The organism is Hydrogenophaga sp., from assembly GCF_011772445.1.
In the GTDB taxonomy this organism is placed as follows: Bacteria; Pseudomonadota; Gammaproteobacteria; order Burkholderiales; family Burkholderiaceae_C; genus Hydrogenophaga.
The window spans coordinates 13,526-27,268 of the sequence record NZ_WVZN01000045.1 but is presented as its reverse complement, the minus strand read 5'-3'; the positions used below and the strand labels follow the sequence as shown (position 1 = coordinate 27,268).

Here is a 13,743-nt window from a genome sequence, read left to right as displayed (position 1 = left end):
CCTTGGCGGGGGACATTCGCGGAGCAGGGCACTCAGTGGCCGCGAGCCTCGAAGAGGTGCAGGCATGACGACCCAGACAAGCAGCATTGACGAAGAAATTTGGTACCGGTACCATGCCCACCGGATTCACTTGGTACCGGTACCAGATGAAGACCCCATTCCCACCCCACAGGAGACAAGCCACATGAAAAAGATGCTGTTCGCGCTGGGCGCGACCATGACCCTCACCACGGCCATGGCCTGGCCCGACAAGACCGTCACCATCGTGGTCCCCTTCCCGCCCGGCGGCTCCACCGACATGATCGCCCGCACCCTGCAGCCCAAGCTGCAGGAAAAATTCGGCGGCACCTTCGTCATCGACAACAAGCCCGGCGCCACCGGCACCATCGGCGCCACCCTCGTCACCCGCGCCGCGCCCGACGGCCACACCCTCTTCGTCTCCTCCCTCGGCCCCTACGTCATCGCGCCCCACCTCACCAAGGTGACGTACGACGCCACCAAGGACTTCGACTACATCACCGTCGCCGTGCAGGCGCCCAACGTGCTCGTCGTGCCCGCCGCCTCGCCGCACAAGAGCATGGCCGACGTGATGGCCTTCCAGAAGGCCAACCCCGGCAAGATGACCTTCGCCTCCTCCGGCAACGGCAGCAGCGACCACCTCACCGCCGAGCTCTACTGGCAGCAGACCGGCACCAGCGGCGTGCACGTGCCCTACAAAGGCGGCGGCCCCGTGATGACCGACCTGCTGGGCAACCAGGTCGATTCCTCCTTCATGAACATCAACACCGCCATGCCGCAGATCAAGGCCGGCAAGCTGCGCGCGCTGTCCATCACCAGCGCGCAGCGCTCCGCCCTGCTGCCCGACGTGCCCACGCTCGACGAACTCGGCATCAAGGACGCCAACGTCTACTCCTGGCAGGCCGTGGCCGCGCCCAAGGGCATCCCGGCCGATCTGAAGAACAAGCTGCAGGCCGCCATCAAGGACGCGCTCAACGACCCGTCCATCAAACCCAAGCTGCTGGACCTGGGCTTCGAGATCGTGGCCAACTCCCCCGAGGAGTTCACCAAGTTCCAGGCCGCCGAGTTCGCGCGCTGGCAAAAGCTCATCACCGCGCGCAACATCAAAGCCGATTGATCGTTTCATGTTGAACCCCGTCCCCGTCGGCACCACACCGCGCATCACCGAGCTCATCGCCATTCCCGTCGCGGGCCGCGACGGCATGCTGCTCAACCTCAGCGGGGCGCACGCGCCCTTCTTCACGCGCAACCTGCTGATCCTGCGCGACAGCGCGGGCCGCACCGGCGTGGGCGAGGTGCCCGGGGGCGAGAAGATCCGCCAGACCCTGGAGGACGCGCGCGAGCTGGTGGTGGGCCGCTCCATCGGCGACCACCAGCGCGTGCTGCGCGACATGCAGCAGCGCTTCGCCGACCGCGACAGCGGCGGACGCGGCCTGCAGACCTTCGACCTGCGCACCGCCATCCACGCGGTGACGGCCGTTGAATCCGCCCTGCTCGACCTGCTGGGCCAGCACCTGGAGGTGCCCGTGGCCGCGCTGCTCGGCGAAGGCCAGCAGCGCGAGTCGGTGGAGATGCTGGGTTACCTGTTCTTCGTGGGCGACCGCACGAAGACCGACCTTCCCTATGTCGATCCGGCCAGCGAGCCCGACCACGCCGACGCCTGGTGCCGCCTGCGCCACGAGAAGGCCATGACGCCCGAAGCGGTGGTGCGCCTGGCCGAGGCCGCGCGCGAACGCTATGGCTTCAACGACTTCAAGCTCAAGGGCGGCGTGCTGCGCGGCGACGAAGAGGTGGACGCCGTCACCGCCCTGCACGAGCGCTTCCCCGACGCGCGCGTCACGCTCGACCCCAACGGCGGCTGGCTGCTCAAGGACGCCATCCGCCTGGGCCAGCGCATGCGCGGCGTGGTGGCCTACGCCGAGGACCCCTGCGGCGCCGAGGACGGCTTCTCCGGTCGCGAGGTGATGGCCGAGTTCCGCCGCGCCACCGGCCTGCCCACGGCCACCAACATGGTCGCCACCGACTGGCGCCAGCTCACGCACGCGCTCTCGCTGCAGAGCGTGGACATCCCGCTCGCCGACCCGCACTTCTGGACCATGGCCGGCAGCGTGCGCGTGGCCCAGACCTGCCGCGACTGGGGCCTCACCTGGGGCTCGCACTCCAACAACCACTTCGACGTGTCCCTGGCCATGTTCACGCACGTGGGCGCGGCCGCGCCGGGCAAGGTCACGGCCATCGACACGCACTGGATCTGGCAGGACGGCCAGCGCCTCACCAAGGAGCCGCTGAAGATCGTGAACGGCCACGTGGCGGTGCCCCAGAAGCCCGGCCTGGGCGTGGAGCTGGACATGGCCGAGGTGGAGAAGGCCCACCAGCTCTACCGCCAGCACGGCCTGGGCGCGCGCGACGACGCCACCGCCATGCAGTACCTCATCCCCAACTGGCGCTTCGACCCCAAGCGCCCCTGCATGGACCGTTGAGGCCGATCCCGGCATAGGATCGCCCTTCCGACCGACAACAACAAGGCCACCGCATGCGACCGAACCGACTGCGCGAGATCTGGGCCCAAGGCGGCGCCGCCGTCAACGGCTGGCTCGCCATCCCCAACAGCTTCTCCGCCGAGACCATGGCCCACCAGGGCTGGGACTCGCTCACCATCGACCTGCAGCACGGCGTCATCGACTACAGCCACCTGGTTCCCATGCTGCAGGCCGTGAGCACCACGCCCACCGTGCCCGTGGTGCGCGTGCCCTGGCTGGAGCCCGGCATCCTGATGAAGGCGCTGGACGCCGGCGCCTACGGCGTCATCTGCCCCATGGTGAACACCCGCGCCGACGCCGAGAAGCTGGTGGCCTACACCCACTACGCGCCGCGCGGCACGCGCAGCTTCGGCCCCGTGCGCGCCCTGCTCTACGGCGGTGCCGACTACCCCACGCACGCCAACGACACCATCGTCGCCTTCGCCATGATCGAGACCGCGCAGGCGCTGGAGAACCTCGACGACATCCTCTCCACCCCAGGCCTGGACGCGGTCTACATCGGCCCCTCGGACCTGTCGCTCGCGCTGGGCTGCAAGCCCACCTTCGACGAGCTCGACCCCAAGGCCGCCGACGCGGTGCAGCACATCCTGGCGCGCGCCAAGGCGCACAAGGTGGTGGCCGGCATCCACAACGGTTCGCCCGAGGCCGCGCTCAAGCGCATCGCCATGGGCTTCCAGTTCGTCACCGTCAGCTCCGACGCGCGCCTCATGGCCGCGGGTGCGCAGCAGGTGGTGCAGGCCATGCGCGCGGGCGTTCGCGCGTGACAACCCAACCCCAGGGACACCACGGAACCGGCTTTGCCGGGCCGTGGGTGTCGCCCCCTTGAGGGGGTCGCGCGCAGCGCGGCGGGGGTGTTTCAAGGATTCTCAATGAAGGTTGGATTCATCGGCCTGGGCATCATGGGCACGCCCATGGCCCTGCACCTCGTCAACAAGGGCCACCAGCTGTTCGTGCACACACGCAGCCAGGTGCCCGAGGCCGTCACCGCCGCCGGTGGGGTGCGCGTGGACAGCGCCGCTGCCGTGGCGCGCGAGGCCGAGGTCATCTTCACCATGGTGCCCGACACGCCCGACGTGGAGGCCGTGCTGTTCGGCAAGAACGGTGTGGCCGAAGGTATCGGCAAGGGCAAGGTCGTGGTCGACATGAGCTCCATCTCGCCCATGGCCACCAAGGCCTTCGCCAAGCGCATCAACGAACTCGGCGCCGACTACATCGACGCGCCGGTTTCGGGCGGCGAGGTCGGTGCCAAGGCCGGCTCGCTCACCATCATGTGCGGCGGCGATCCGGCCGTGTTCGAGCGCGTGAAGCCCCTGCTGGAATGCATGGGCAAGAACATCACCCTGGTCGGCGGCAACGGCGACGGCCAGACCACCAAGGTGGCCAACCAGATCATCGTGGCGCTCAACATCGAGGCCGTGAGCGAGGCCCTGGTCTTCGCCACCAAGGCCGGCGCCGACCCGGCCAAGGTGCGCGAGGCCCTCATGGGCGGCTTCGCGGCCAGCCGCATCCTCGAGGTGCATGGCGAACGCATGATCAAGCGCACCTTCAACCCCGGGTTCCGCATCAAGCTGCACCAGAAGGACCTGGGCTTGGCGCTGCAGGGCGCGCGCGAGCTCGGCGTGGCCCTGCCGCAAACGGCCAACGCCGCGCAACTGATGCAGGCCTGCGCCGCGCACGGCCTGGGCGAGCTGGACCACTCCGCGCTGGTGCAGGCGCTGGAGATCATGGCCGAGCACCTCGTCGCCAAGGGCTGAGCGGGCACGGGCTTTGCCATCGGTCCCCAGGAAAGGGGCACCGATGGGCGAAGCCGATCTGGTCAAAAGTCGACGCGCGCTGCTGCTGATCGACTTCATCAATCCGCTGGACTTTCCGGAAGCGGGCGCGCTCGCCGAGCCCGCGCTGGCCGCCGCCCGGGCGAGCCGGCACCTGGCCCAGGCCGCGCGCTCGTGCGGCATTCCGGTGATCTACGCCAACGACAACTTCGGCCGCTGGCAGTCCGACTTCCCGACCATGGTGAAGCGGCTGGGCCAGGGGCGCGACGTGAGCGCGTCCATCGTGCGGCTGCTGCGGCCCCGGCGCGGCGACCTGACCGTGCTCAAGCCCATGCACTCCGCCTTCTTCGGCACCCCGCTGGACATCATCCTCGACCAGACCGGCGCGCGCTCGGTGGTGCTGGCGGGCCTGGCCACGGACATCTGCATCCAGCTGACCGCGGCCGACGCCTTTCTGCGCGGCCTGAAGGTGCACGTGCCCGAAGACTGCACGGCCGCCGAGTCGCCGCAGAAGAAGGCGATCGCGCTGGCCTACATGCGCGACATCCTCAAGTGCGACACGCGCCCCTGGAGAAGCCTGCGCTGGCACCGCGACCGGGGCACGCCGGGCACGTGACTTGCCCAGCATGACGCGCCCCCTGCGCCCCGGCGAGGGGGTTCGCACTGTCAACCGTTCAATCCCACGATTCAGGAGATTTCCATGCCCTCCAGCCGCAACGAAGCCGATGCCTGCACGCTACTGGACACCGACCACAAGGCGGTGAAGAAACTGTTCAAGGCCTACGACGATCTCGCGCACTCCACCGCGCGCGACGCCCGCCAGAAAAAACTGCAACTGGCCCGGGAGATCTGCCACGAGCTCACCGTCCACGCCACCATCGAAGAAGAGATCTTCTACCCCGCGCTGCGCGAAGCCCTGAAGGAGACCGAGGCGCTCGCCGAAGCCGAGGTCGAGCACGCGGGGGCCAAGGACCTCATCGCCCAGATCGAGGCCATGGACGAGCCCGACGAAATGTTCGACGCCAAGGTCAAGGTCCTGGGCGAGTACATCGACCACCACGTGAAGGAAGAGCGGAACCAGATCTTCCCCAAGGCGCGGGCCGTCCGCGGGCTCGACCTGGTGGCCATGCGCGAAGAGTTGCTGGCCCGCAAGGAAGAGCTGATGGGCGTGGAGGTCTGAGCCGCCGGTTCAGCCCGCACCGCCAGGCCGTCTAGACGACGCCTAATAGAGCAGACGCCGGCCTGGGGCCTGACCCACGGGCAACAGGTCGGTGTTGCTGAATCGCGGGTCTTACACGCACAGGAGCACAAACATGATGTCGAACCAACCTGGACAAACGCCCGGCAAGCCTGTACATCAGCCACCGCCGGGTGACAGCCGATCATCTGGTACCAATCCCACCCAAGCTGATCGTGCACCTCAAACCCGCCCCGCAGATGCCAAGCCAGGGGAAAGGCCTATCGCTGACGTAGACCGCAAGGTACGCGAGGGGGATGCGTAGAGCGCGTCACACGCTTGCCGATCCGGAAGGGAGCCGCGCTAGCGGAGCGGCCCTCCTACCGGCCATGGTCGTCATGAGCCTTGCCCAGCGCGTCCTTGCTCTCGCTGCGCCGGTTCCGCTTCACCAGGCTTTGCCTTGGTGCCAGACGGAGGAATCCCTTCGGTGCCCGTCGTTGCAGGGCGGCCTGGTGTTCGAGGTCTCGGAACCGTGGCGGGGTCTTGCGGGGACTCGGCGTCACGGTAGGCACCGCGCTCATTGAGCTGTCGGTTCACGTCGTCACTGCTGCCGGGTTGAGCGTAGTCCTTGCCCCGACCGAAGTGGCCTTGCGGTTGTCGAGGGCTTGCGTACACGCCTCTGAGGTGTTTGATGTGATCGCGAGTCATGGGCACTCCTTCCATCCCGCTTCGGGCAAACCGTGTGCCCGCATGGCTCGATGCAGGCTCAGTGCCGCAGCCGGCTCAGCTTCCGCCAAGCCTTCCCGAAGGCGCCTCATACAGCAGCCGCCGGCCTGGGGCCTCGCCCACGGGCAGCAGGTCGGTGTCGCGCATCTGCGGGTCTTGGCCCAACTTGAACAGCAAGGGGCCCAGGGCGGCGGGCTCGCCCGGCGCTGGCGCCCACAGCGCGCCGATCCACGCCAGCGCCCAACTCGGGCCTGCCTCGCAGCGCCGGTCCAGGCGCGCGATGCCGCTGAGGTCCGCCACGGGAATGCGGGCCAGCAGGTCCAGCAGCGTGTGGTCCCAGGCCACCAGCGAGGTCTGCGACTGCTTCTGCCCGTTGTACGAGACCTCGTAGACGAGCAGGTACCAGGGCCGCTCCAGCGCGAGCGTGATGGCGGGCCAGTGGGTCTGGTGCGGGGCGATCTGCGAGGGGTGGAGGTGCTGGACGAGGCCGGGGGCGGTGATGAACACGGATGGGCTCCCAAAGGGAGTCGCCATTCTGCCTCAAAGTATTTGCACCAAAGCTTTCGAAGCCAACACTTTTTTGGTGTCTGCACTTGCCCCTGATACACCCCCCTTCCTTGCTCCACTGGCTGCGAACCTGATTGCTCTGCGAGCGAAAGGGAACTGGAGCATTGCGGCGCTGGCGGAACAGGCGCGTGTGAACCCCCGAATGATTCGGCTGGTGGAACAGGGGCAGGTCAACGTCTCCTTGAACACGGTGGACAAGCTGGCCCGAGCACTCGGCGTCACCACGGGCTCGCTGGTCGGCTCGAAGCCGGTGGCCCGACAAGACGGTGACGCGCCGATCGAAGAGGTTCTGGCGCGGAACCTCGTCTCGGCGAGGAAAGGGCTGAAGCTGACCCAGGACACGCTGGGTCAGCGGTCGGGCGTCAGCATGTTCGTCATCGCGCATATCGAGCGGCAAGCGCGCAACCCGTCGCTGCAGACGTTGGCGAGGCTTGCGGATGCGCTCGACTTGTCAATTGAAGCGCTGTTGAGCCAGTAGGTTTGGCTGGCTCGGACCTGCTGCTACCGATCCGTTCCGGACGTCTCATTTCCAGCGGTAGCGGACTCTCTGCGCGCACAGTTCAAAAAAATCAGAGTCTTGGACCGACGCTTAAGCGCGATACTCCGCCATGAACTCTGCTACGAGCAAGACACAGCCTATTGCTTGCAAGTCACACCCCGTCACATCAGGAGCCAAAGGAATAAGGCGATCCTAATCTTCCAAGTTGGAACAAGCCATTGCTATCAAGCTGCTTGCGAAATCCAAAGTTGGCCACATCGCCCGTAACAACATGAGCCCTTTAATCAGTGTCCCGATTTCATCTGTAGTCGAACTAACGCCTGAAAGAGCGGTAGAGATCGTGAGGCGCATCTTGATGGCTGAGTCAGCCTACGCCAAACTCAGTCCGGCAGTAGTGACGATTTCTACGCGCATGACCGTAGCGGATGGGGGCATTGACGCCGAAGTCGACGCGCCGCTGGACGCGCTCGTCCCAGCAGACTGCTTCCTCACTCCAGGCCTGACTGGATTTCAGTTGAAATCTGGCTCTTCCTTCAAACCCTGGACCGCAAGCTCAATTCGTGACGAACTGATCGGCAGCACAGGGAAACTGTTTCCAGAGGTGGCCCGACTGACCGAAAAAAGAGGTCGCTACGTTGTCGTATGCACTGGGCATGACCTGACCCCTCAGCAACGAAATGATGCCTGCGAGCACATTGTCAGAGTATTTGCATCCGCAGGCGTACCGGACTACAGCAGTCTGGTCGATGTGCTGGGTGCAAGCCAGCTCTCAATGTATGCGGAGCGCTATCCCGGTATTGCAGCACTGCTAACGTTTGAAACTATCCACGAGGCTTGGGTGTTCGAGGAGTGGGATCGCGATGCTCACATGTCGAATTCGTTCGTTCCAGCGTCAGAACAAGCCGAACTCATCTCGCAGATTAGGGCGGGCATCGAAGGAGACACTAAGCACATTCGTGTGCTCGGAGAACCAGGTCTAGGTAAGACACGTATGGTCCTTGAGGCCCTAAGAGCGCCGCATATCGCTCCCTCCGTCCTCTACCTCTGTCACGGCTCCAAGTTCGGTGAGACAGCACTGTTCAGGCAACTACTGCGGATAGGCTGGACAAAGCCACTCGTCCTAGTACTTGACGACCTTGCAGAACCGGAAATGTCCGATGTCTGGAGACATTTGAAGACGCGCTGTGGGGCCATGAAGCTGGTCACCCTCGATCACGGTCATGACGAAGGTCACGATGACGATATTCTCCGTCTCAGGGCTCCCCACCTTCCCGATGAGACCATCAAGAGCATCTTGGCGTGCAAGGTAGGGGAGTCACGGGAGCTCGATCGCTGGGTCCGGATCTGTGAGGGCTCGCCTCGAGTCGCACACGCAGTTGCCGAAAATCTTCACGCAAATCCAGCTGATTTGCTACGACCGCCGGCGACTGTGCCGCTATGGACTCGGTTCTTGCATGGATACGGCGCGCAGCAGGACACAGTATCTCGCCAAGTCGACTGCGTGGCTCACCACCTCGCCTTGTTCAGCCGTTTTGGATATGAAGATCCAGTGTCCCACGAAGCCAGCTACATCTCGCGGTTGATCGAAAAGGTTGATCCAACGATTGGCTGGGCTCGCTTCCAAGAGATTGTTCAGAGCCTCCGAGCTCGACGCGTTCTACAGGGAAGCCGAACTCTTTTCTTTGTCCCCAAGGCCCTCCACATCTACCTCTGGAAACAGTTCTGGGCACGATATGGACGCGGCTTCGACTTCGTTTCGACCTTCGAAACCATGCCGCAATCTCTCCATGCTTGGTTCTTGAACAAGTTCAGATTTGGTAGCGGGACGGACACGGCATTTGTAGTCGAAGATATTCTGAAACCCAATGGCGTCTTTTCAAGCCGCCAAATGCTGACCTCGGCCACCGGATCGCAATTTCTGTCGACCCTTGCTGAGGCAAATCCAGCCGCGGTCTTGCGCCTTCTCGAGAGCACGATCGGCACATGGTCAGACAGCGAACTATTGGAGTTCAAGAGTAACCGTCAGAACATCGTGTGGGCACTCGAGAAGATTGCCGTCTGGCCACCGCTCTTCGTGCGGGCCTTGAACGTCCTAGCTCGACTAGCCGTCAATGAGAATGCCGACTTTTCTAACAATTCGACGGGCACGCTGGTTAGCTTGTTTCGCATCGGCCCCGAAGCCGCTGCGACCGAGGCGAGTCCAGAGCAAAGGCTGCCCGCATTAACACGGCTATTGAGAGGCACCACCGATGCAGAACGCTTGCTGGGACTGAAAGCGCTGGCCTTTGCACTAGACAGCAACGGTGTTGGATTTCGTACTGTGGGACCGGAATACCAAGGACTACAGGAGCGAGCGAAGCTGTGGATTCCTGCAACTTACGGCGACTGGTGGCAGGCGCTCTTCTTGTATTTCAGAACGCTGATTAAAGAAACCGAGTCGTGGCACTTGGGACTTCGCTCCGACGTCTGCTTAGCATTGCTCGATGCTGTCAAAAATCAAATCTGCACACCGCCGTGCACTGAGTATGCATTCCAGGTGCTAGAACAGCTGACCTTCGACAGTCCTATGGCTCCCAGTAAGCTGAACGCATTTTTTGGGCACTTTCGGAACTACCACGAGGTTGAGCAGCACCGTGATTTGACGGTCCGCCTCAAACGTATTGCTCGGCAATATGCGTGTCGCAACCTTGCTAGTCGATTTCAGAGATACGTACTTGATGTTGATTATTTTGAATGGGAGGAAGAGTATCGTGATCGACACAACAAGCCGCCTTCCCATGCGAAGGCGTTGGTCACAGCACTCGCAAAGCGTATAGCTTCGAACCCTGCGGGCCTCGACGAGATTTCGCATCTGTTGGCTCTCGATGGTGATACGCCAGCGATTTGGCATTTTGGTGAGAAATTGGCAGAAAGCGACGTGGAGAACGCCCTGCTCCCTTTGCTTACCAGCATCACGCTGAAGTCTCTAAACGGCTCCTGTCTGTGTGGCTATTTGGCAGGAGTTAGAGCAAGATCCTTGGAGCAATTCAATTCGTGGATGATGGATATATTGGCGAGCAAGGAGACGGCAAGCCTCGGGGTAGACATGGCCCTTCGATTCCCCTTTTGCGAAGAAACTTTCAACCGATGTCTCGACGCCCTTGAGGCGGGATGGGTTAAACCTACTTTGTTTAGGATGTTGCAGTATGGCAAGGGGTTGGCTTCCGCCCCGACGGTACAAGTAGAGCGGCTACTACGACTGATTCATGAGCGAGCAACACCGGAGGCGATGGGGCTGCTAATCAGCCTGTTCGATTCTTCTGATCCTGATCAGCCATTCCCTTGTGGTACCGACTTTGTGTTCGCTGTCGTGACAAGGACGATTCCCAAATCCCAACAGTCGTGGCAATGCTCCGCATTCCATTGGAAGCGAGTTTGCTCAAGACTGGTGAAGTCAGATATGGCTCTCGCCGCCCCCCTGCTCGACGCGATCCTGACTGCGATGGGCGAGGCATACGAACTGAGCTATGACCACAACATCGGGGAGGTGAGCATGAGCTTGATCTGCGTCGATCCCGAAAACGCTTGGCAGGTCGTCGCAAGGCAATTTGAGACCACTTTACCGAAATGGAGAAGTGACTTGTACGGCTGGCTTAAGGGAGGACTTCTCTCGTTTGGCGGGGGAACACAGCGAGGCCCTATCGCGGAGCTGCCGGAGGAGAGAATATTGGAATGGATCGAGTCGGATCCGGGCAAACGAGCTGCGCTTATCGCTCATGCCACGCCACCCACGCTCGACGACGATCGCGGCGGAGGCCTGACGCGGCAGTTGTTGACACGATATGGGTACATCGAAGGCGTTCGTTCAGGAATCAGTGCTTCGTTCCGTACAGGGTCATGGACTGGCCCCGCGAGTCAATACCTAAAGCGCAAGCGAGACACTCTGCGACGGTGGCTCACCGCTGGATTCACCTCCGAGGTAGCTCAATGGATTGAACTTGAGATAGAAGGAATCGACAGGGAAATTCAACGAGAAGAGGTTAATGAAGAACGTGACCGATTCGAGTGACGTCCCTTTGGGCCCGAGTGCACCGCAGTGGGTTGTAGAGGTATTGCCTGATTTCCAAGATCATCTGTGGAGCGACTGCAACCTCTTGGCAAGATAGACCGCGCTCCCAGACTGAAGCACCTGACTGAAGGCCATAGAACTTCGCCCCCCAATCACCCCCTCCCCCTAAGGCGAAGCCCACACCACCAACCCCACCACATTCCCCACCACCGTCCCCCAGAACACCCCCCGAAACTCCGCCTTGCTGGTCTTGTGCCGCAGCACCTGTTGCGCCAGCAGCGCCCCCGGCCATCCACCCACCAGCGCCAGCAGATGCAGGCGGCTCTCACGGATGCGCCAGCCGCCGCCCACCGCAGCCGATTTGTCCATCGCATAGGCCATGAAGGCCACCGCGCTGGCCGCCACGTACCAGCCCGCCACCCACAGCGGCGGCCGCCACAGCCAGGCCACGGTGGCGCACACCAGCAGAAAAACGGGAATGGCCAGCCGCGTGGCCAGGCCCCAGGTCGCTGAGCCGGGCCGCTCACGTCGCCGGGGCGCCTGGCGCACCGCGCGCAGGGGCCGCAACTGCACCTGGGTGGCGCGCTTGCCCTTGGGGCCCTGTTCCACCGCAAAGCTCAGGGTCTGGTTCACCTGCGGCCGCCCTGCCCCCTTGGGCCAGGCGGATACGTGCACGAACACGCGCTCACCGCCCTGCGTGGGTTCGATGTAGCCGAAGCCGCGGTCGTCGTTCCAGGTGACGAGGGTGCCGTCGAAGCGCATGCGGTTCAAACGCAAAAAAGGCCCCGGATGGGGCCGGCGCTGCGACTGTACCGGCGCGGCGCAGCGGGTGGCCGCGGTCAGCGCGTGGTGGACGGGGCTTTTTGCCCGCTGCCTGCCGTGCCCTGCAGGGAGCCGTGCAGTTCCTGCGCCATGGACAGGTGCTTCTTGAGCGTGGGCAAGGTCTTGGTGGCAAAGGCCTTCACGTCGGCGTCCTGGGCGCCCGTGGCGGCCTTCTGGAAGAGCTCGATGGTTTCCTTGTGCGCCTCCACGCCCATGCTTTCCATGTAATTGCGCGAGAACTCCGCGCCGTCGGAGGCGGACAGCAGCTTGAGCTTGGCGCGCTGAATGAGGGAGGGCTCGGCGGGCACCTCCACGCCTTTCGAGGAGGCGAGCTGCTTGAGCTCGGCGCCGGCCTTCTGGTGGTCGTCCACCATGGTCTGCGCGAAGCGCTTCACCTGGGGGTCGGGGCTTTTCTGCAGCGCCATGCGGCTGCTTTCCACTTCGGCGTGCCCGTTCTCGGCCGCCTGCTTCATGAAGGCCACGTCGGCACTGGCGGGCTTGGCCATGCCGCCGGCGGTGGACTGCGCCCACGCGGCGCCCGCGGCCATGCAGACAGCGAGGACGAAGGGGGCGGATCGGATGTTCAGAAATCTCATGGCGTTCTCCAATGGAAAAGAAGGAACGCCCCGGGGGCAAGTGGCATGCCTTGGCAACGCGCGGCGGGTGCTCAGGGCGCCTCCATCTCGAAGGGCGGCACCACGCGGCCATCGATGTCGGTGAAACCATAGGTCCGCGCCAGGTCGCCCACGCGCAGCACCTGTCCGCTGCGTTCCAGCACCTGAGGGTCGCTGGCCAGGGCCACCACGGCGCGCCCCAGGTAGCGGGGCGACTCCGTGCGGGCCAGGGCCGGGCGCTCGCGCCAGTGCGCCTCGTCGGTCTGGTGGCCGGCCAGCACGAACTCGGTGCGCATCCAGCCCGGCGACACGGCCAGCGAGGCGACCCCATGGGGCTTCAGCTCTTGCGCCATGCCGAAGGCCAGGCGCGTCATGGATGCCTTGGCCAGGTCGTAGAACAGGTTGCCGTGCATGTAGCGGTCGCGGTCCCAGAAGGTTGTGGTCACGATCAGCCCGCGGCCCTGGCGCACCAGCATCGGCGCGGCCAGCCGGCTGGAGAGGACGTGGTGGCGAACGCCGCGATCGAACATCGCGTCCCATTGCACCATCGGGCGTTCCCAGAACGGCGCCTGAAACACGCCATCGAAGGCCTCGTGCCCGCCCCAGGCGTTGTTGACGAGCAGGTCCAGGCGGCCCTGTTCGCGCTGCACGCGCTCGAAGAGGGCCTTGACCTGCGCTTCATCGGCGTGGTCGCAGGCGACGGCGATGCCGCGCCCGCCGGCGCGCGTCACTTCGTCGGCCGTTTCGTCGATGCTGCCCGGCACGCGGTCGAGGTTCGACAAGGCGGTGATCTGCTCGTAGCCCGGTGCGGCTTGGTCGCGCCGGCTGCGCCCGGTGACGTAGACGGTGGCGCCGGCCGCGCCCAGTTCTGTGGCGCATCCGCGGCCAGCGCCTCGGCTGGCGCCAGTGACGACGGCGATGCAATGGGCAAGTGGCTTCATGGTGTGCAGGGGGAGTGGG

12 protein-coding genes are annotated in these 13,743 nt (G+C 64.1%); 8 read left to right on the top strand and 4 right to left on the bottom strand.

Features of this window, described 5'->3' with window-relative positions:
- Nucleotides 1-184: 184 nt before the first annotated feature.
- The 6 genes from GTO19_RS18285 to GTO19_RS18260 all read left to right on the top strand — a co-directional run bounded on the left by GTO19_RS18285 (nt 185) and on the right by GTO19_RS18260 (nt 5,510).
- Nucleotides 185-1,135, top strand: coding sequence for a tripartite tricarboxylate transporter substrate binding protein (locus tag GTO19_RS18285; RefSeq protein WP_291023347.1), 951 nt, complete (start codon nt 185-187; stop codon nt 1,133-1,135).
- Between the two features lie 7 nt (nt 1,136-1,142).
- Nucleotides 1,143-2,498: a glucarate dehydratase gene (gudD, locus tag GTO19_RS18280; RefSeq protein WP_291023344.1), complete on the top strand. Its 1,356-nt coding sequence runs from the start codon at nt 1,143-1,145 to the stop codon at nt 2,496-2,498.
- A gap of 53 nt (nt 2,499-2,551) precedes the next feature.
- Nucleotides 2,552-3,322, top strand: coding sequence for an aldolase/citrate lyase family protein (locus GTO19_RS18275; RefSeq protein ID WP_291023341.1), 771 nt, complete (start codon nt 2,552-2,554; stop codon nt 3,320-3,322).
- A 105-nt stretch (nt 3,323-3,427) separates the two neighbouring features.
- A complete protein-coding gene (gene glxR, locus GTO19_RS18270; RefSeq protein WP_291023339.1) occupies nt 3,428-4,312 on the top strand; it encodes a 2-hydroxy-3-oxopropionate reductase in 885 nt (294 codons plus the stop codon).
- Between the two features lie 43 nt (nt 4,313-4,355).
- Entirely contained in the window at nt 4,356-4,946 is a 591-nt protein-coding gene (locus tag GTO19_RS18265; RefSeq protein WP_291023337.1) for a cysteine hydrolase family protein, read from the top strand.
- A gap of 84 nt (nt 4,947-5,030) precedes the next feature.
- On the top strand, nt 5,031-5,510 hold the full coding sequence (locus tag GTO19_RS18260) for a hemerythrin domain-containing protein (protein WP_291023335.1): 480 nt from the start codon (nt 5,031-5,033) through the stop codon (nt 5,508-5,510).
- A gap of 780 nt (nt 5,511-6,290) precedes the next feature.
- Here GTO19_RS18260 and GTO19_RS18255 read toward each other — a convergent pair.
- The gene (locus GTO19_RS18255; RefSeq protein WP_291023332.1) at nt 6,291-6,740 is read right to left on the bottom strand and encodes a hypothetical protein; all 450 of its coding nucleotides are present in this window, start codon (nt 6,738-6,740) and stop codon (nt 6,291-6,293) included.
- Between GTO19_RS18255 and GTO19_RS18250 the strand changes: the two genes are divergently transcribed.
- Both GTO19_RS18250 and GTO19_RS18245 read left to right on the top strand, forming a co-directional pair.
- On the top strand, nt 6,733-7,278 hold the full coding sequence (locus GTO19_RS18250; protein WP_291023329.1) for a helix-turn-helix domain-containing protein: 546 nt from the start codon (nt 6,733-6,735) through the stop codon (nt 7,276-7,278). The two genes, GTO19_RS18255 and GTO19_RS18250, sit on opposite strands and share 8 nt — an antisense overlap.
- Before the next feature lie 226 nt (nt 7,279-7,504).
- Nucleotides 7,505-11,347 carry a hypothetical protein gene (locus GTO19_RS18245; RefSeq protein ID WP_291023327.1) on the top strand — a complete coding sequence of 1,281 codons (3,843 nt, stop codon included), beginning with the start codon at nt 7,505-7,507 and terminating at the stop codon, nt 11,345-11,347.
- 165 nt (nt 11,348-11,512) lie between these two features.
- Here GTO19_RS18245 and GTO19_RS18240 read toward each other — a convergent pair whose 3' ends face one another.
- The 3 genes from GTO19_RS18240 to GTO19_RS18230 form a co-directional block, all read right to left on the bottom strand.
- Nucleotides 11,513-12,109, bottom strand: a complete 597-nt coding sequence (locus GTO19_RS18240) for a DUF1294 domain-containing protein (protein ID WP_291023325.1) — start codon at nt 12,107-12,109, stop codon at nt 11,513-11,515.
- Nucleotides 12,110-12,186: 77 nt separating this feature from the next.
- Nucleotides 12,187-12,765 carry a DUF4142 domain-containing protein gene (locus tag GTO19_RS18235; protein WP_291023323.1) on the bottom strand — a complete coding sequence of 193 codons (579 nt, stop codon included), beginning with the start codon at nt 12,763-12,765 and terminating at the stop codon, nt 12,187-12,189.
- Nucleotides 12,766-12,836: 71 nt separating this feature from the next.
- Entirely contained in the window at nt 12,837-13,724 is an 888-nt protein-coding gene (locus GTO19_RS18230) for an SDR family oxidoreductase (RefSeq protein WP_291023322.1), read from the bottom strand.
- Between the last annotated feature and the right edge of the window lie 19 nt (nt 13,725-13,743).

What these genes read in the sequence shown, in the direction of transcription:
- GTO19_RS18235 (WP_291023323.1), bottom strand. Translation starts at nt 12,765, where the DNA reads ATGAGATTTCTGAACATCCGATCCGCCCCCTTCGTCCTCGCTGTCTGC.
- GTO19_RS18265 (WP_291023337.1), top strand. Translation starts at nt 4,356, where the DNA reads ATGGGCGAAGCCGATCTGGTCAAAAGTCGACGCGCGCTGCTGCTGATC.
- GTO19_RS18230 (WP_291023322.1), bottom strand. Translation starts at nt 13,724, where the DNA reads ATGAAGCCACTTGCCCATTGCATCGCCGTCGTCACTGGCGCCAGCCGA.
- GTO19_RS18285 (WP_291023347.1), top strand. Translation starts at nt 185, where the DNA reads ATGAAAAAGATGCTGTTCGCGCTGGGCGCGACCATGACCCTCACCACG.
- GTO19_RS18250 (WP_291023329.1), top strand. Translation starts at nt 6,733, where the DNA reads ATGAACACGGATGGGCTCCCAAAGGGAGTCGCCATTCTGCCTCAAAGT.
- GTO19_RS18260 (WP_291023335.1), top strand. Translation starts at nt 5,031, where the DNA reads ATGCCCTCCAGCCGCAACGAAGCCGATGCCTGCACGCTACTGGACACC.
- gudD (WP_291023344.1), top strand. Translation starts at nt 1,143, where the DNA reads ATGTTGAACCCCGTCCCCGTCGGCACCACACCGCGCATCACCGAGCTC.
- GTO19_RS18240 (WP_291023325.1), bottom strand. Translation starts at nt 12,109, where the DNA reads ATGCGCTTCGACGGCACCCTCGTCACCTGGAACGACGACCGCGGCTTC.
- glxR (WP_291023339.1), top strand. Translation starts at nt 3,428, where the DNA reads ATGAAGGTTGGATTCATCGGCCTGGGCATCATGGGCACGCCCATGGCC.
- GTO19_RS18275 (WP_291023341.1), top strand. Translation starts at nt 2,552, where the DNA reads ATGCGACCGAACCGACTGCGCGAGATCTGGGCCCAAGGCGGCGCCGCC.